This is a genomic window from Paenibacillus kyungheensis (assembly GCF_028606985.1).
Lineage (GTDB): Bacteria > Bacillota > Bacilli > Paenibacillales > Paenibacillaceae > Saccharibacillus > Saccharibacillus kyungheensis.
Window position 1 is genome coordinate 3,887,116 of sequence record NZ_CP117416.1, and the last position, 18,176, is coordinate 3,905,291.

At 41.2% G+C, this 18,176-nt stretch carries 13 protein-coding genes; 3 read left to right on the forward strand and 10 right to left on the reverse strand.

The genetic code is table 11. The features are described 5' to 3' along the window. Window position 1: 1 nt before the first annotated feature. Window positions 2–1,669: a malonate decarboxylase subunit alpha gene (mdcA, locus tag PQ456_RS16615; protein WP_273613293.1), complete on the reverse strand. Its 1,668-nt coding sequence runs from the start codon at window positions 1,667–1,669 to the stop codon at window positions 2–4. 48 nt (window positions 1,670–1,717) lie between these two features. Between mdcA and PQ456_RS16620 the strand changes: the two genes are divergently transcribed. Beyond that, the gene (locus PQ456_RS16620) at window positions 1,718–2,605 is read left to right on the forward strand and encodes a LysR family transcriptional regulator (protein WP_273613294.1); all 888 of its coding nucleotides are present in this window, start codon (window positions 1,718–1,720) and stop codon (window positions 2,603–2,605) included. On the opposite strand, the gene PQ456_RS16625 is transcribed toward PQ456_RS16620, so the two are convergent. After that, a complete protein-coding gene (locus PQ456_RS16625; RefSeq protein ID WP_273616343.1) occupies window positions 2,521–3,720 on the reverse strand; it encodes an acyltransferase family protein in 1,200 nt (399 codons plus the stop codon). The two genes, PQ456_RS16620 and PQ456_RS16625, sit on opposite strands and share 85 nt — an antisense overlap. Before the next feature lie 244 nt (window positions 3,721–3,964). Here PQ456_RS16625 and PQ456_RS16630 point away from each other — a divergent pair, with 244 nt between their 5' ends. After that, window positions 3,965–4,519 carry a GNAT family N-acetyltransferase gene (locus tag PQ456_RS16630; RefSeq protein ID WP_273613295.1) on the forward strand — a complete coding sequence of 185 codons (555 nt, stop codon included), beginning with the start codon at window positions 3,965–3,967 and terminating at the stop codon, window positions 4,517–4,519. A gap of 103 nt (window positions 4,520–4,622) precedes the next feature. Beyond that, window positions 4,623–6,347, forward strand: a complete 1,725-nt coding sequence (locus tag PQ456_RS16635) for a glycoside hydrolase family 13 protein (protein WP_273613296.1) — start codon at window positions 4,623–4,625, stop codon at window positions 6,345–6,347. Between the two features lie 152 nt (window positions 6,348–6,499). Here PQ456_RS16635 and PQ456_RS16640 read toward each other — a convergent pair whose 3' ends face one another. From PQ456_RS16640 to PQ456_RS16675, 8 genes are all read right to left on the reverse strand, one after another. Next, window positions 6,500–6,976, reverse strand: coding sequence for a GNAT family N-acetyltransferase (locus tag PQ456_RS16640; RefSeq protein WP_273613297.1), 477 nt, complete (start codon window positions 6,974–6,976; stop codon window positions 6,500–6,502). Then, window positions 6,973–8,550 (reverse strand): PTS sugar transporter, encoded by a 1,578-nt coding sequence (locus PQ456_RS16645; RefSeq protein ID WP_273613298.1) that lies wholly within the window; start codon window positions 8,548–8,550, stop codon window positions 6,973–6,975. Before PQ456_RS16645 ends, PQ456_RS16640 begins: the two co-directional genes overlap by 4 nt. A gap of 208 nt (window positions 8,551–8,758) precedes the next feature. Further along, on the reverse strand, window positions 8,759–10,342 hold the full coding sequence (gntK, locus tag PQ456_RS16650; RefSeq protein ID WP_273613299.1) for a gluconokinase: 1,584 nt from the start codon (window positions 10,340–10,342) through the stop codon (window positions 8,759–8,761). A gap of 45 nt (window positions 10,343–10,387) precedes the next feature. After that, window positions 10,388–11,764 (reverse strand): GntP family permease, encoded by a 1,377-nt coding sequence (locus PQ456_RS16655; protein ID WP_273613300.1) that lies wholly within the window; start codon window positions 11,762–11,764, stop codon window positions 10,388–10,390. 249 nt (window positions 11,765–12,013) lie between these two features. Next, window positions 12,014–12,973 (reverse strand): Ppx/GppA phosphatase family protein, encoded by a 960-nt coding sequence (locus tag PQ456_RS16660; protein ID WP_273613301.1) that lies wholly within the window; start codon window positions 12,971–12,973, stop codon window positions 12,014–12,016. A 294-nt stretch (window positions 12,974–13,267) separates the two neighbouring features. After that, window positions 13,268–16,162 (reverse strand): type I pullulanase, encoded by a 2,895-nt coding sequence (pulA, locus tag PQ456_RS16665; RefSeq protein ID WP_273613302.1) that lies wholly within the window; start codon window positions 16,160–16,162, stop codon window positions 13,268–13,270. 466 nt (window positions 16,163–16,628) lie between these two features. After that, window positions 16,629–17,375 carry a type I methionyl aminopeptidase gene (gene map / locus PQ456_RS16670; RefSeq protein ID WP_273613303.1) on the reverse strand — a complete coding sequence of 249 codons (747 nt, stop codon included), beginning with the start codon at window positions 17,373–17,375 and terminating at the stop codon, window positions 16,629–16,631. Between the two features lie 246 nt (window positions 17,376–17,621). Continuing rightward, window positions 17,622–18,140 carry a GNAT family N-acetyltransferase gene (locus tag PQ456_RS16675; RefSeq protein WP_273613304.1) on the reverse strand — a complete coding sequence of 173 codons (519 nt, stop codon included), beginning with the start codon at window positions 18,138–18,140 and terminating at the stop codon, window positions 17,622–17,624. Window positions 18,141–18,176 lie beyond the last annotated feature (36 nt).

Below are 18,176 nucleotides of genomic sequence, written 5' to 3' on the forward strand. Positions count from 1 at the left end.
ATTACCAGCTCCGGAATTTGGATGGTGGTTCATATAGTCCATCTGACCAGTCTACAAGTTCTTCTATACTTTTAGCAGCTAACAATGAACGCTTCGCATCCGTACGGCGGATATCCAAATCTTCTGGAAAAGCGATTAATCCATCCTGACGTAACTTCTCATTTAGATCGGTATCATGACGTTGTCCTAAAGGTGTGACCCCTGCGATTGCCGCCAAAGCTGTGCGACGTTCTTCGATATTTTGCGCTTTATATAAATAAGCGATTCCTTCTTCTGTAACGACATGGGTCACATCATCTCCATAGATCATCACTGGAGCGAGCGGTAGACCTGCATCATGACCGACTTGAATCGCATCTAAAGAATCGACAAATGTCGGTTGATCTCCTGATTGGAACGTTTCGACCATTTGCACAACTAATTTGTGTCCACGTACAATCGGTTCTTTATCTGTAATCATATTCAGCCAAGCTTCTGTATCATGACGGCGACCACGAGCATCACTACCCATATTCGGTGCACCACCAAAACCGCTTAACCGACCTGAAGTGACTGTCGATGAATTACCATCTGGATCGATTTGTAGACTGGCTCCAATAAACATATCTGCGGCATACTGTCCGGCTACTTGTCCCATAGCTCGATTGGATCGAATCGTACCATCATGTCCGGTGAAAAAGACATCTGGGCGAGCGGCTGTATATTTTTCCATTCCTACTTCGCCACCAAAGCAATGGACACTTTCCACCCAACCACTTTCGATAGCTGGAATCAATGTAGGATGCGGATTAAGTACCCAATTTTTGCAAATCTTACCCCGTAATCCGAGCGATTCTCCATACGTAGGTAACAATAGTTCAATAGCGGCTGTATTGAATCCAATCCCATGATTCAGCGATTGCACTTGATGACGTTCATAGATCCCGCGAATCGCCATCATCCCCATTAAAATATGCGTTTCTTTGATATGACGAGGATCACGAGTAAATAAAGCTTCCAATTGATACGGTTGATCGGCTTCGACAATCACATCAATCCATGAAGCTGGCACATCGACACGTGGTAATTCGTCTACGATTTCATTGACCTGTACAATCACAATCCCATCGCGGAAAGCAGCCGCTTCAATAATCGTTGGCGTTTCCTCGGTATTGGCTCCTGTATAGAGATTTCCTTGACGATCCGCTTTGTCTGCGGCAACCAGTGCAATATTGGGAGTCAGATCAACAAACATTCGACCATACAATTCTAGATACGTATGAATCGAACCGATACTTAGTGTCTGATCTTCCACCATTTGTGCAATCCGCAGACTTTGAGGCCCTGCATAAGAGAAATCGAGTTTGCTTGCAATATTTTTCTCGAAAATATCTAAATGTTCAGGACGAGATACACTGGACATAATCATATGCAGATTGTTCACTACTTGTGGATTCACATTGGATAATGCTTGAGATAAGAAGCTAGCTTGCTTCTGATTATTACCTTCTAAAGCTACTCGATCACCGCTAACCAATAGTACTTCCAGTGCATCTACAATATGATCTGTAGGCAAAATCACACCGTTTAACATCGAGCGAACTTTTTCCATACGACGTTTTTTTTCATCACGACGGGTCGTCCAAATACGCGGTGTTCCAGTTTTCAACTTGCTGATGTGGGTTGACATGATACTCCTCCTTGATGTTTGATTAACTGAGATTGGATGGTGTTCTGAATGGAACTGCTTCACTTAAAATATTTTTGCAAAGTGGCAAAACTTCAACATATGACCCATGCTGCGGAAGAACTTCATATCGCTCAACCTGCACTGAGTAAATCGATTAAAATGCTCGAAACCGAACTCGGTGTTTCTTTATTTGACCGTACCGGACGTTATATTACACTCAACGAATATGGAAAAACATTTCTCAAACATGTGGAAAAGGCGCTACAATCGCTGGAAGATGCTACTCGCGAAGTTCATGATCTGGCGACAGGTACTGTAGGCTATATTAAGCTTGCTTTTCCTGTTGGCTCACATATCGTACCGAATCTAATCACAGCTTTTCGTGAACAATATCCTGATATTCATTTTCAATTGCTTCAGCATTACGAAGAAAATGTCAAACCTGAATTCGATCTATGCATCTCTTCATTGCCGCTGAATTATGAACATATGCAAAGTATTCCACTGGTAACAGAACAGATATTTCTAGCTGTACCCAAAGGTCATGCTCTAGCAGATCGCCCTAATATTGCTCTGTCTGAAGCCGCTCACGAACATTTTATCGGGCTTCGTCATGGACATAGCTTGCGTGAGACGACCGATGATTATTGTCATATGGCTGGCTTTAAGCCTAAGCATATTTTTGAAAGTGACGATCCTGCTACAGTGCGCGGACTGATTCGAGCTGGACAAGGTGTTGCTTTTATTCCGGCTGTCTCGTGGGAAGGATCGACAGGACCGGATATTTCGCTTGTTCCTATCCATACACCTGTCTGTCAGCGCACGATTGGTATCTCATGGCGTGGAGATCATTATTTGTCTCGTGCTGCACTCGTATTTCGTGAATTTACGATTGAATTTTTTGCCAATGCTTCTGATCCTACTACATTGTCTTGAGTCGTCGTCTGCTGTGATGTCGGTAGGGATGATTTGCGAAATAAAGCCATTATTTTTTTGCAAATCCATTCTACGATATACACGATAGCAAAGGAGAAAAAAGCAGTTATTCCAAAAGTTATCAACAGATTCAGACCTAAAGGAATCTCACTAAAATAATCTCCTATCAAAGCCACTGTAAGTTGAAGCGCAAAATAACTGGCGAGATACGCACGAAAAGCATATTTAGCGATAAATTTAAAGTGCTGTAACGATTTGGAGCCTGTGTTGATTAACGATACAGTGAATCCATACACGATAATAATCAATGTAATATTGAATAGCACCATCGACCATTTCAAATAACTGGCATCTAGTAAATTTAGCGTATCCAGTCCGAATGAAAATAATTCATGATTGACCAGTATAAATAGTAATGCACCGACAGGTAATGCCCACCAGCGAATGCGTTCTACTAATGCACGCCATTGCTGATTGTACGTAGAAGCAATCACACCGAGTACTGCATAAATGCCAAACATAAATAACAATCGATCCCACTGAACCCAGCCAGGATGTTCTTGATTATGGAACGCATAAATAGAGTACCATGCAATCAACCCTGCATAGATGATTATGGTAATGATTATTACCCCAATCGTATTCTTTTTATTTTTCAGTAAAAAGAATACCAATCCTGTAAGCAGTGGCAACAACAGATGAATCTGAAACATCATAATCGTATACCAGAGCTGTGGTGCGGCACCGCCAAGTAAAATACCTTTAACAACACTCCAGATCGTTGAATAATGACCTGCATTAAAAGCAATCATATAAACGGCTGTCCAGGCAAGATAAGGCCCTATAATCTCTTTCGTTTTGTGCCATACATAATGAGAATAATGGGTGTCTCTTAACTTCGCCAGATCAAACGCAATCGCAAAAATAAACATAGGTGCTGAAAATTTAACCAGATCGTATAATATGCCAATTTCTATCTTTTGGGCTGTACTATGGTAATGAAGTAACATAACATTTAACATCAATTGCCATATTACAGCACTTACCGCTAACGTCTTCATGATCTCCGGCTCAGTCGCTCCACTTACACGCACAGCAGGAGATGTGGATGACATACTCAAAATGACACCTCCAGTGACCAGCCACAATGTATTGCACATGGCTTAACGGTTCTTTTTGAATAAAATCCTTACGATGAATATGTATCATCAAGCGCTTGAAATCTCATATTCAATTCCCTTACATTTATAATAGTAGAACAGATATACGGCTATGTATAATACAGAACAAGTTATCAGCTTATAACCTATTTGGTATAGAACAAGACATACAAATCATGTTTCAAATCAGGAGGATATTATGATAAGACCCGCTACACCTACAGATGCACCTGTTGTTTTAGAATTAATGTACACCGCTATTGGTGATATCGCCCATGCTTTTACAGGGACAAATAACAAAGAACAATCTCTACTTGCTCTTCGTCCATTGTTTGAGCAAACCGGCAATCGAATCAGTTATGAAAATATATTTGTAGAAGAACGTGAAGATCAAGTGATTGGCTTTGTTCTTGCTTATCATGGCAGTCAGATTGCTTCTCTCGATGCGCCCCTTATCGAACGTGTTCGACAACGTGGACAAGATCCATCAGCTATTATTCCTGAAGCCCGGGAAGACGAATATTATCTCGATTCACTTGCTGTCGATGCGGCTTATCAAGGACAAGGGATCGGAACAGTATTAATTCATGCTTTTGAACAGCAAGCACAGCAATTAGGACATCACAAAGTAATGTTGATTGTTGATAAAGAAAATCCTAAAGCAAGAAAATTATATGAGCGGTTAGGCTATACCAAAGATGGTCAGATCACTGTGAATGGACATGAATTTTATCGGATGATTAAGATAGTGTAGCTATTGTTTGAACATGTACTCCGATGTTTAACCATGTATTAAAGGCTAATTATGTTAAATAATTGAAATTAATAGCTTGGTTAACATGCATAGGAGGATCATCATGGAAAACAAAAAAGCTAGAGAATCTGTTATTTATCAGATTTATCCGCCTAGTTTTATGGATAGCAACAACGATGGTTGGGGAGATCTCAATGGGATTGCTTCGCGGATTCCTTATCTTCATCAACTGGGCATTGATACGATCTGGCTCGGCCCTATTTACGATTCGCCGATGATTGATAATGGCTATGATATCAGAGATTATTATCAGATTGACCCCAAGTATGGCACGATGCAACAATTCGAGTCTTTACTTGATCAGTTACATGATATAGATATGAAGCTAATTATGGATCTGGTCATTAATCATACTTCAGACGAACATCCATGGTTTCAACAATCCAAAAGTGCGAAAGACAATCCTTATCGGGATTACTATATATGGCGACCTGCCAAAAGCGATGGCACCGAGCCGAACAACTGGCGTTCTTTTCAAAGTGAATCGGCTTGGACGTATGATGAGCAGACTGACGAGTATTATCTACATCTATTTGACCGCAAACAACCTGATCTGAACTGGGAACATCCACCATTACGGCAGGAAGTCTACAAAATGATACGCTGGTGGTTAGATAAAGGGATTGATGGTTTTCGTCTGGATGCGATCAATATGATCTCCAAGCATCCTGATCTTCCTGATGCTTCAGAAGAAGATCCACATCCAATCGGACAAAAACTTTATAAAAATGGCCCGCGTATTCATGAGTTTTTGCAAGAGTTACATCGAGAAACGTTTGCTCATTATCCACATATTTTGACGATAGGGGAAGCGCCTTCATTAACGATGGAGCAAGTGTTGGAATATACGTTGCCTGAACGTAAAGAATTGAATATGGTACTGGCAATGGATATGATGCGTATTGGTAAAGATCCTCATGATCCGTGGGATTCAGCTGATTGGTCAGTATTACAGTTAAAAGAATCAGTAGCCAAATGGTATGAACATGTTTTTGCCCGTGGAGAGTATGGTGTGTACTTGAGTACCCATGATCATCCACGTATGATTCCTGATGTGATCGGGCATAATGAACATAATATGACAGCCGCCAAATTAGTAGGCACATTTCTCCATCTTATTCCCGGTGTACCACTAGTGTATCAAGGTGAAGAATTGGGGCTACGTAATACTACTTACGATCGAATTGAAGATTATCGGGATCAAGGAACAATTCATTATTATAACGAAGCGATACAAGAAGGTAAGTCTTCGCAAGAAGTGTTATCTGGTATTCATAAGCGCAGTCGTGATGGTTCACGTTCGCCTATGCCGTGGGATGGAAATCGTGAGAACTTTGGCTTTAGCCCATCTGCCACTACCACACCCTGGATTCCTTTTCCAGCTAAAGAGAATCTAACCCACTTGAGTGTCACTGAACAAGAAGAACAGCGCGGCTCTGTCCTTTCGTATTACCGTCATCTGATTGCGATGCGTAAGCAGTTCCCGATTATGTCGCATGGTTCGTTTACGATGTTATTAAAAGATCATCCAGAAGTGTTTGCTTTTATAAGAGAATGGCAAGGACAACGATGGTTAATTTTATTGAATTTTGCTGATATAGAAGCCGAGATTGATTGGACACAGGAATATAGAGTCTTTCCTACTTCGATGGTCAAAATTCTCGGTAATTATCCTCATAACGCTCATCCTCCTCATCTGGAAGAAGAACATCATATTGATGATCTGCAATATTTGCGCCCTTATGAAGTATTGATTTATCGAATGTAATTACGCCACTCCAACCAACACTTATCATCGAATAAATCAATCTAATGATAAAAAAGACCTTTTTCTTCTGCACAATCAAGCAGATTAGAAAAAGGTCTTTTTAATAAAAATTTGTAGCTTCTAGCTTTTTAAATGTATAAATAATGTTTTATTTATGGAGTTAATGTTTTGGACATTTGATAGTCTGTAATCTGATAGCCTGCTTTTTCGTATACATGGAGCGCTTTAAGATTATGACCGAATACATGCAGTCCTATTTTGACTGCTCCTTCTTGTTTTGCCACCTGATCAAGTGCTTGCATCGTTGCTTGACCATATCCTTTGCCTTGATGTGCCTCATAGATCAAAATATCGTATAAAAAGGCTTGCTTCCCTGCTGGAGCATCACTGATATGTAACCAGATATATCCGATAATCTGCTCACTCGCCACCTCAACAATATGATAAATATAAGCTCCCGGTGTATCTTTTCCCTGAGGCAAATATTTGGCAAAACTTTCTTGGGCTAATCGCTGTGCGTCGGTAGCATCCCATGTACCTGCCAATACTTTTTCAGCAGCATAATCCGCTGCCGATTGATCGCGAAAAGCTTCATATTGCTCCTGATTCATCAATACTAATTCAATCATACAATAGCCTCTTTCTTTTTGCGGTTTTTAAAAATAAGATTAATGATCAACGTAATTACAAACGAACAGGTAAGACTTCCTAGCATAGCGATAGCAAAACCTGCGATATGATTCGATGAGAATGGAGCGGCAAATGCTGGAACATACGCAATCCCACGTACATTCAGTACACCGACTAACAATCCACCTAACCCAGCAGATACAATCGCTCCTCCAAATACCCATTTACTTGCAAACATAAACGGATAAGCCGCTTCTACAAATGTGCCAAAGCCAATATTAATTAGAAATCCGGGTGCGGCTACAGCGGCTGCGCCTTTATCTTGTGGAGCAATAATATTGGCAAGTGTAATCCCTGCGGATACCATCACCAAGCCTGTCATATCGACAGCTCCCAAAAAGCTGTTACCGCTTCGTTCCATTTCTAACAATACGATTGGCAAAATGGCAGCATGGTAGACTCCACCCAAAATAGCAGGCCAGATTAACAATCCAGCAATTAGACCAGCAAGTGCACTATTGGCGGCTACCAGTGTTTCTAATAAATATCGTATCCCTTCACCAGCTTGAGCGGCAAGAGGTGCGATAAAAAAGTACACCACTAACCCTGCTACAAGACCCGATACTCCACCTGCTACTATATTAACGGTTGTGGCAGGAAATCGCCATTCGACACATTTACGAAATAAATAATTGGCTAACAATCCAGCTCCGATCCCGCCAATCAATCCGCCAATAATACCACCATTCACAGACAATACACCGGCTACAATCCCAGCTACAATCGATACTTCATCTAATTCAGCCACTTGCTTAGTGGCAACCACTGCAATAATAACAGGCAATGCCGCAATCATAATATCAAACACTTTACTCAAAGCAGTCAATCCGGGAATCTGACTTGCCGCTAGAATCAACGCCATCGCTATAAAACCCGGTAGTGATGCCAGCATAATCCCTCGAATATTAATACGTGAAAATCCTGTACCTTGCTGTATCCCTTGCCCGCCGGAAGCTTTGCCGATCACCGGACGGTACGACAGACCCCAATACTTGCTCAAAGAAGTAACAAAAGAAACTGCACGCGTACGGTTCGTTGTTCCTGTGGTGCCGGACGTAGAGATCACTTTCAATCCTTTGGTTGCCGCTGCCGCCATCGATGTTCCACCTGTACCTGTAACAGGTAATTGAGCAGTTGCAGCCGCTTCAATCGCTAATCGGTTCGATCCACCAGGGCTTGCACTCATCAAAATCACACCATCGACTTCACCACTAGCAATCATCGCAGCTAATCGCTCATCTTGGGCTACAGCTGCTTGATTGATTTCTTCTAACGTGCCCTCCACACTAATCACCGGACGTTGTTCTTCTTCGTTCCATATGTATAAAGAAGCAGGGGTGGATTCTTTGATATGATCCATAGATGTTTGCGCAGCAATAAATTGGATACCTGCACAATGAAGCTCTGCTGCCTCTAATTGTATCAGTAATTCTTGCAATAGCCCTTCTGGATTTTTGCCACCAAGACTATATAAATTGCCTCCGCTACTCCCTAAGATAATAATATTTTTCATACGATCCTCCCCTGTCTATGTGTTCGATTCTAATTACTATACCTTTTTAACGATTCTGTGGTAAAGCGATAACTCATTAACCCGATATACTTAACCGGAAGTAACCTATTGTAAACGAAAAAAAGATTACTGCTAATATACACAGTAATCTTTTTTCAGTAAATATCTATGCTGTTTGCTTATTCATTATTTCTACTATTATCAATGATTACAGATCATCGCTATCTTTTTTGTCGATAGGTGTGTATTTATCCAACATTTTTTGCTGGAAATCAGCGATATCTTCATAATCTTCTTCAAATTTACGAGATATGCGAATATAGATCGGCAATAGCTCGCGGTAAATGGCAACATGTTCTTTGTATGGTTTGTGCTCATACGTTGTACCGATCATTTTAGACACTTCATCTAAAGAATCGATCCGTTTAAGAGCATACAATCCAAGTACTGCCGCACCCAGACAAGAACTTTCGATGCTTTCAGGAACGACTACTGTCTGATCGAAAATATCAGCCATCATCTGACGCCACAATTCAGAACGTGCAAATCCGCCTGTCGCATGGATTTTTTTCGGTACACCGATTTGCTCTTCTACTGCTAACATTACTGTATACAAATTGAACAAAACGCCTTCCAGTGCCGCGCGAATCATATGTTCTTTTTTATGATGCAATGCAAGTCCGAAGAATGAACCTCTTGCATCTGGATTCCATAATGGAGCGCGTTCCCCTGATAGATACGGATGGAATAGTAGTCCATCTGCGCCAGGATGTACTTTTTCAGCGATACGAGTCAGTACATCATACGCACTAAGTCCAAGACGCTTCGCTGTTTCTACTTCAGAAGCGGCGAATTCATCACGAATCCAGCGGAAAATAATACCACCATTATTTACAGGCCCACCGACGACCCATTTATCTTCAGTAAGTGCATAACAGAAAAAGCGTCCTTTAGGATCGGTTACCGGCTTATCTGTCACTGTACGAATCGCTCCACTGGTTCCGATCGTTACTGCTACAACACCCGGTTCTATCGCATTCACACCTAGATTCGAAAGTACTCCATCACTTGCTCCGAGTACAAATGGAGTGCTTTCGATCAGACCCATTTCAGTCGCATATGTCGCATGTAAGCCATGCATCACATGTGTTGTAGGTACTAATGTAGATAGGTGATCACGCGTAATGCCTGCTGTTTCTAGCGCTTCTTGATCCCAATCGAGTTCCTTCAAATTCATCAAGCCTGTCGCAGAAGCCATCGAATGGTCAGCAACATACTCCCCGAACAATTTTAGGAAAATATATTCTTTAATCGAAATGTATTTGTACGCTGCATTGGCAATTTCTTTGCGATCATGTGTAATCCACATAATTTTGGTCAATGGAGACATCGGGTGAATCGGTGTCCCTGTGCGCATATAAATCTCATGCCCTTTTTTCTCTTTTTGCAATTGACGAGAATACGCTGCACTCCGATTATCCGCCCATGTCATACACTGCGTAATCGGCTTGCCTTCTTTATCCACAACTAACATACTGTGCATCGCTGAGCTGAAAGATACAAATAGAATATCTTCCGGTGCTACACTGCTTTTGTCCATCGTTTGTCTTACAGAATCAATCACTGCACGGAACAATTGATCTGGATCTTGTTCAGCAATGGAAGGTACAGGTGTATGCAAAGGATATTCTGCTCCACCTTGTGCTACAATTTTGCCATCTTCTTCAAATAATACAGCTTTGGTACTGGTTGTTCCGATGTCTACACCGATCATATATTTTGCCGTGCTCATGATCTAACCTACTTTCGCTCTAATTTCCAGAACTTCTTTTCTTATTTAGACTACTACATTCAGTAGCAAAATTAAACCAAACGCCACTAGAGACAATAAGGTCTCCATCACTGTCCATGATTTCAGTGTCTGTGGAACGGTCATATTAAAGAATTCTTTGACCATCCAGAAACCTGCATCATTCACATGAGAAAGGATCAATGAACCTGCACCTGTTGCCAGTACAACCAGCTCAATATTCGCTCCCGGTGTCAAAGCCAGTACAGGCGCAACAATACCTGCTGCGGTTGTCATCGCTACTGTAGCTGATCCTGTCGAGACACGAATCAATGCAGCAACCAGATAAGCAAATACAATTACATTTACATGGGCTGATGTAGCCACTGCGGCGATCGCATCACCGACACCACTATCAATCAATACCTGTTTGAATGCTCCGCCACCACCGATAATCAAAATAATCGAAGCTGTTGGCGCCAGACAATCTCCTGCAAATTTGGATACTTGCTCTTTGGTGAACCCTTGTGCAAATCCAAGAGAGAAAAAGGCAAACACAGTCGCAATAAACATCGCTACAATCTCATTACCAACAAATCGCAAAAATACACTTATACCATGAGTGCTTTGCGGATCTGCAATTTCAGCGATAGATCCTGCTAACATCAGAATAACGGGCATCAGAATCGTCAACATCGTAATACCGAATCCCGGCAACGGTTTGTCTGGACGATCTAATTTATTATTCGTTGTAAATTGCTCTGCCAATCCTTCAGGCGGATGCACGATGATTCGTTTCCCAATAAATGAACCGAATAACGGCCCAGCTACTATCGCTGTAGGAATCCCTACAATCAACGCATAAATAATCGTTTTACCAATACTAGCTCCAAAAGCATCAATAGCAATCATAGGTGCAGGATGCGGAGGCAACAGTCCATGTACAGTCGATAGTCCTGCCAGCATCGGAATCCCGACACGCAATAGCGAAATATTCGTTTTGCGAATTACAGTAAATAAAATAGGAATCAGCAAAATAATACCGACTTCAAAAAAGACCGGCATCCCTACAATAATCCCTACAATCAGCATCGCCCAGGGAATATTTTTCTCCCCGAATCGATTGACCATCGTCGTGGCAATCTGTTCCGCACCACCCGATTCAGCCATCATTTTACCAAGCATGGTACCCAGACCAATAACGATCGCTATCGAACCCAGTGTCCCACCTAGACCACTTTGTACCGATTTGACCACGTCTAGTGGCTCCATCCCGATAATCAATCCCAAAAACAAGGATGCCATGAGCAGAACGACAAATGGATTCCATTTGTACTTCGCAATCATGACAATCAAAATAACAATAGCAACAAGAGCCCATACCAATAGTGTGGTTTCATGGCTCAAACCAAAAATGGAATACATTCATTTTCCTCCTTTTTCTGCTTATGTACATCTTTTCCCAAATAAACCCCTTCTATTATTACCCCAAATTAAAGATTTTTCAAACGATAATGTCATTTTAATTATTTCATGCTCATTTGTGACCGTTTACATTTTCTGAGAATACAGAAAAGAGACAGACTGAGCATACCTTTGCAGATAACACGTATACAACGCAAAAAAAGCTGTTAGCACATCATCGTTAGATGTGTACTAACAGCTTTTTTATATTTATGAACGAGGACGTGAAGAAGCAGATTCAGCTGTAAAAAAATGGTGTGAAAGACCGTCACTGAGCCCCCGCCAACTAGCGAGCAATGCTGAACATTTCATATGCTTTAACAGCGTACGCAAAATCAGTGTACCTGCTACAATAATGTCTGCACGATCTTTACCAAGATCAAATTGATTAACACGTTCTTCCAGACTAAGCGTTGCTAGCGCTTCTGCATAAAAGAAAATCGTATCCGGATCAATGCGATAAGGATCACTAGCTGGTTTGGATTGACGTTTGCGTTCTCGCTCCATTCTTGCCAGAGCACGAATCCCTCCACCCAGACCGATTAAAGGCAAATCAGGGTGCATTGCTGTCCAGGGATAATCTGCTAATTGCTGATTGATTTTCTGTTCCAACTGCGCTGTTGATTGTTCGCTCCAATGGTCTGTTCCACCATTTTGCATCGTCATATTCACCGCCCCGCAAGGCAATGATGTACTTTGTATTAATTGATTATTTTTGAAATATGAAATCTCTGTACTGCCGCCACCAATATCAACAATAAATCCTTCTGTGACATAAGCTGGCATTGAGCGCATCACACCCAAAAATCCAAAATAAGCTTCTTCTTCACCTGATAATATCTGAACTTTGATATCTGTATGGCTTTCCCAACATGCAATAATATCTTTGGTATTGGTTGATTGTCTGACTGCGGCTGTAGCTACAGCGCGAATCTGACCTGTATGATTGGTTGCACAAATATGCTTAAACTTCTGGAGGATAGGAATAACCGTTCGGATATCTTCCTCAATCATGCTGCCATTCTCATCCCTGCGTACACCGAGTCGAACCGTTTCTTTGGCTTTGTGTATCATACGACAGGTTCCATCTGCACCTGCTTCATAAATGATCAGACGGATTGAGTTTGAACCAATATCAATGACTCCGAGTCGATTCCGGTTTTCGCTCATCTTATATTCGCCATGAACGCGTCCGCTATTCCATTAATCGCCATTAACGAGTTCCTCCTTCTATCTATTTTAGGTGCTGGCTATTCCACATTCTTAACCTCTGTATACATATTTGACTTTGTAACCATCTTGTTCATTTGACACCAGATCTATATTGCCAAATGTTTAGTTGGTTATGATTTTATCAGGAACGGTCTCTCATTTCCATAATTACTCTGTAGAAACCCTATTTATTATCAAAAATAACAACAAATAGCCACTCTTTGTTTATAAAGAAGTAGCTATTTGGAGTCATTACATAACCGGTTCTATTTCAAATTGCGGATCGCCGCTTTTAATTAATACTTTGATCGCGTCTTGATTGGTATTTACGAAAATATAACGATCGGTATCGACATCTTTGGCTTGCCAGTCTTTCAGACGGATAATAAAGCCTACACTGGTCTCCTCAGGGGCTACAATAATTTTGGCAACCGCTCTGCCTTCTTCGATCCGTTCAAAATCCACCTGTCTGTGACCTAAAATCGGCCCCCATACCCACAGATTCCAACCTTTGTAATCTTGATTCGGACGCTCGTATTCCACTTCAATACTGCGAGGAATATAAGGTAACACTTCTACCAACCACTGTGCAGTCGCTTTGCCACAAGAAGCAGTAATCTTCGCTGTACCCGGACGAATACCACGTACCAATCCATCTTTGTTAACACGAATAATTCGTTTGTCGCTGGAATCCCAATATACTTTCGGGCGAGCAATAGGACGACTGTATTGATCTAGCACTTCCGCTTTTAACGGAATGCGTTTGCCACCATACACCTGATGTTCTCCATGCAAATGAATCATATGTGGCACCAAAGTCTCCACATGTAACAAAAGCGTACTTTTCACACTGCCACAAGAAGCACAGATTGTACTGTCTCCTTCGTGTAGAGCAATAATCTGTCCATTTTCACGAACGATAATATTTTGCTCATTGGAAGAACGGAACACTACAGCTTCTGCTTCAAAAATACGTCCCCGTTGATCGCGCGGAGTTACTTTGAGTTGTAACTTTTCACCTGGCTCCATAATACTTGGCGTATAATCCCACTCCAAGCTAGCTGCTACTGGAATATATTGATCTTCTTCATCGTACAATACCATCATAGATAGCTGTGGAACGATCACTTCTTGACCGACTACACTTGCTAATGGATGAATACCGGCTTGGTTCTCATTAACAACGATTTGCCATGGACTGACCGATGCTGGCAAAGACACGGTCTGATCATGAGTACTAGCGTTATAAATGACTATAATTCGGTTCCATTTATCACCATGCGCATATTCTCCCAGTTGAAACGCAACCACTTGCTTATCACTACGCAATACTTTTAAATGTTTTTCGACATCTTCTCGTTGATCCATACGAAAAGCAGGATGAGAGCGCCTTAACTGAATTAGACCTTGATAATAATCAAACACAGGACGGAAACGATGTTTATTTTTCCAGCGTAATCCATTGATCACATCAGGGCTACGATAACTATTATGATCGCCAAATTTGGTACGTAACATTTCATCACCAGCATGGATAAATGGAATCCCCTGACTGGTTAACACAATACCATTAGCTAATAAAGAGCGACGAACCCAATCATTCGATAATACATGTTCAGGATCGATATATTTGTAAGGCTCTGCCGCTTGTACTGCTTCTTCTACACTGCTTCCATCGGCTAATTGACCGTTATCCATATGCAGGAATGAAAGTGCATCATCTTGCCCGTAAGTGCGTACAAGCTTGTCCCATAGATTCAAATTATCATGAGCAGTCACATAGTTGACCGTTTCACTAGGATGATCGGTAAAGTCTCCGATAGCGCCATAAATGCCTTTGACAACATCGCCTTCTACGCCAAATGATCCTGTAGCAAATCCCTGTGTATCTCCATCGCTATCGCCTTTGATCGCTTCACGGAAATTATCATTAAATACAGCAAATCCTTTACCGCGTTGAGAGCCTTTCAATGTCTGTTGTGGAAGAAGTGACCAACCACCTGTCCACGGCTCTCCATAGATCAATATACAAGGGTCTACATCACGACGTAGCTCTTGTGTCAATTGAGTAACTGTATCTGTATCGATCAAGCCCATCAAGTCAAAGCGGAATCCATCCAGATGATATTCATTCGCCCAGTAACGTAATGAGTCTTTGATATATTTGCGTACCATTGGACGCTCTGTTGCAATCTCGTTACCAACACCAGAACCATTGGTTAATTGACCTTTTTCATCAGTGCGGTAGAAATATCCCGGAACCAAACGATCAAAAGGCCCATCATCTACAGAATACGTATGGTTATATACCACATCCATAACTACACGCAGACCTTGGGCATGCAATGCTTGAATCAGACGCTTAAATTCACGAATACGTGATGTTGGATCTGTAGGATCGGTCGCATAAGCACCTTCAGGCACATTATAATGCTGTGGATCATAGCCCCAATTGTATTTGATTTGAGTAGACTCAGGATCTTGTACTTTTAATTCATTGACTGTATGAAAATCAGCAATCGGCAATAAATGAACGTGAGTCACACCCAGTTCTTTAAGATGATCGATACCGATAGAATTGCCATGTTCATCTTGCAGACCTTTTTCAGTAAAAGCAAGATATTGACCTTTATGCTTCATACGTGAAGATTCATCAATAGAGAAATCACGCACATGCAATTCGTAGATCACCGCATCAGTAACACTGGACATACGAGGTTTGATATCATTTTCCCATCCTTCAGGATTGGTTGTCTGTAGATCTACAATAGCCGTACGTTGCCCGTTCGGAGACACTGCGCGAGCATAAGGATCAACAGCGTATTGAACAGAACCGTCAGCAAATGTAGCACGGTACATATAATACTGACCTGCAAGATCACCGTATTGCACACATTGCCATACGCCGCCTTCTTCTGCTTTCATTTTATGAGCTTCACCTGTTGTATGATCATGGACAAGACCATCTTCATCATACACACCCATATCTGTATATAACATTAGATCCATTTGAATTGCATCAGGTGCCCAAAGTTTGAATATACTTTGCTGAGGCGTATAGTGCAGTCCAAGATCATCTATATCGTAAAAGTAGTCAGCGGCTACGTCTAAGTTTCGAATTAAAGAATGATTCATTTTATCTAACATTATATTCACCACCATATTTTAGGTTAACAATGAGCATCAATGCTCATCTTCACTTCATACCATCAAGCTTTACTAACAAGTCTAGTATTTATTTACAAATGCTTATAATAATAGTATCGGAAATTTTGTCGAATTGTTGAAGGTTTGATGGAACTTTAGTCCTATGTCATGGGGGTTTTTGTAATATTCAAAACGTGCAATCGTTGGCACAAATATTTAATGAATATCATACCGACTATTATTATTTATCCGATTAGCGATTGTATAGTTGGAAAAGCGGAGGTTGTATTGCATATCGTGTGTTTATTATTTACCTCAATAACTTGCTTTTGAATACAAAAAAGGATAACAATTCCTAAACCCTATCTCTGCTACCTATGATAATACCATGATAGCAGTCTCAACAATGCACTTGTTAAAACTGCTACTACATCGATATGTTCAACCACTTTATCGCAGCAAACTATTATTGAGCTGTCAAAATAATCGGGCCATCTGCTGTAATCGCTATAGTATGTTCATACTGAGCAGACCATCCTCCATCGGCTGTGCGTGCTGTCCAGCCATCAGCATCAATCGTCATCCGATACGTGCTTTCATTAATCATCGGTTCAATCGTAAATACCATACCTTCTTTTAGACGTGTACCTTTGCCCGGTTTGCCTGTATGGGTAAAGTTAGGTTCTTCATGAAGATCACGTCCGATGCCATGACCCAATAGATCACGTACCACATGGAATCCATTACTTTCGGCATGATGTTGTAGCGGAGCCATCGCATCTCCTAGACGATTGCCTACGATAGCATGTTCTATTCCGATATAAAGACATTCTTTGGTAATACGCATTAGCTTTTCAGCTTCTGGCGAAATGTTACCGACTGCATAACACCATGCAGAATCGCCTAGCCAACCATTATATTCAGCAACGATATCGATTTTGGCAATATCGCCTTCTTGTAAAGGCGTACGATTTGGAAAGCCATGAGCGATTACATCATTAACCGATGCACAAGTCTCATATTCAAACCCATTATATCCATTGGTGAATTGTTTACCACCTAATTTGGTAATATGCTTTTTGACAAATTCATTAATTTCCATCGTTGTAATTCCCGGTTGAATCAGCTTGGCAATTTCACGATGACAATCTGCTACGATCTGACTAGCTGTTTTCATTTCTTCTATTTCTTGAGGTGATTTCAGTATGATCATTGATCGGCTTCCTTTCCACAAGCTATTTCCTTTGGGCATCTGCCCCAAATACATATTATCTCTGTATAACTGATATGGTTCCTCATACATATTACCGTCAACTGTATATTTGAGCAACCTACCGGGCGGGTCATATCATGCTAGCAATCAGTTGTTGTTTGCTGAAATAGACCAAAACACCTGATAATCATTAGACGCATTATCAGGTGTTAGGTTGCATCTATACAGTTAACGTTTTAACCTCTGTTACTTGGCTTCTATACGTTTGCCTACAATCGCCAAATGACGTTCTACATCGTCCAAAATAGCAACACGTGGCAAATGTCCCCAATCTTCAAATCCAAATTTACGCAACAAATTCAGACTTGGATCATTATGAGCAAAAACAAAACCAAGCAGCGTATGTATATGCATTGCTGGAGCTTGCTCAATCGCATAAGAGACTAATTTGCTACCGATACCTTTTCCTTGATAATCGTTGTGTACATATACACTTAGCTCTACCGTACCGTTATAAGCAGGTCGCCCGTAAAATGTCTGTAGACTTGCCCAACCTGCAATCTGTCCATCTTGCCACAGCACCCACAATGGACGACGATCAGGAACATGTTCATCGAACCATGCTTGTCGGCTTTCTACTGTTACAGGTTCTGTATCCGCAGTAGCCAACCTTGCAGGAATAGAAGAATTGTAGATATCGACAATAGCAGGTAAATCTTCTTGTCTAGCTATTTCTATCGTGTAAGGTAAATGTTGATCACTCATTTAATCTGCCTCCTTGTATAAAAACAAATGTAAAGA

Coding starts and splice junctions, on each gene's coding strand:
- PQ456_RS16620 (WP_273613294.1), top strand. CDS start 1,718: ATGGAACTGCTTCACTTAAAATATTTTTGCAAAGTGGCAAAACTTCAA.
- PQ456_RS16625 (WP_273616343.1), bottom strand. CDS start 3,720: ATGTCATCCACATCTCCTGCTGTGCGTGTAAGTGGAGCGACTGAGCCG.
- PQ456_RS16630 (WP_273613295.1), top strand. CDS start 3,965: ATGATAAGACCCGCTACACCTACAGATGCACCTGTTGTTTTAGAATTA.
- PQ456_RS16640 (WP_273613297.1), bottom strand. CDS start 6,976: ATGATTGAATTAGTATTGATGAATCAGGAGCAATATGAAGCTTTTCGC.
- PQ456_RS16660 (WP_273613301.1), bottom strand. CDS start 12,973: ATGAGCGAAAACCGGAATCGACTCGGAGTCATTGATATTGGTTCAAAC.
- pulA (WP_273613302.1), bottom strand. CDS start 16,162: ATGTTAGATAAAATGAATCATTCTTTAATTCGAAACTTAGACGTAGCC.
- map (WP_273613303.1), bottom strand. CDS start 17,375: ATGATCATACTGAAATCACCTCAAGAAATAGAAGAAATGAAAACAGCT.
- PQ456_RS16655 (WP_273613300.1), bottom strand. CDS start 11,764: ATGTATTCCATTTTTGGTTTGAGCCATGAAACCACACTATTGGTATGG.
- mdcA (WP_273613293.1), bottom strand. CDS start 1,669: ATGTCAACCCACATCAGCAAGTTGAAAACTGGAACACCGCGTATTTGG.
- PQ456_RS16675 (WP_273613304.1), bottom strand. CDS start 18,140: ATGAGTGATCAACATTTACCTTACACGATAGAAATAGCTAGACAAGAA.
- gntK (WP_273613299.1), bottom strand. CDS start 10,342: ATGAGCACGGCAAAATATATGATCGGTGTAGACATCGGAACAACCAGT.
- PQ456_RS16645 (WP_273613298.1), bottom strand. CDS start 8,550: ATGAAAAATATTATTATCTTAGGGAGTAGCGGAGGCAATTTATATAGT.
- PQ456_RS16635 (WP_273613296.1), top strand. CDS start 4,623: ATGGAAAACAAAAAAGCTAGAGAATCTGTTATTTATCAGATTTATCCG.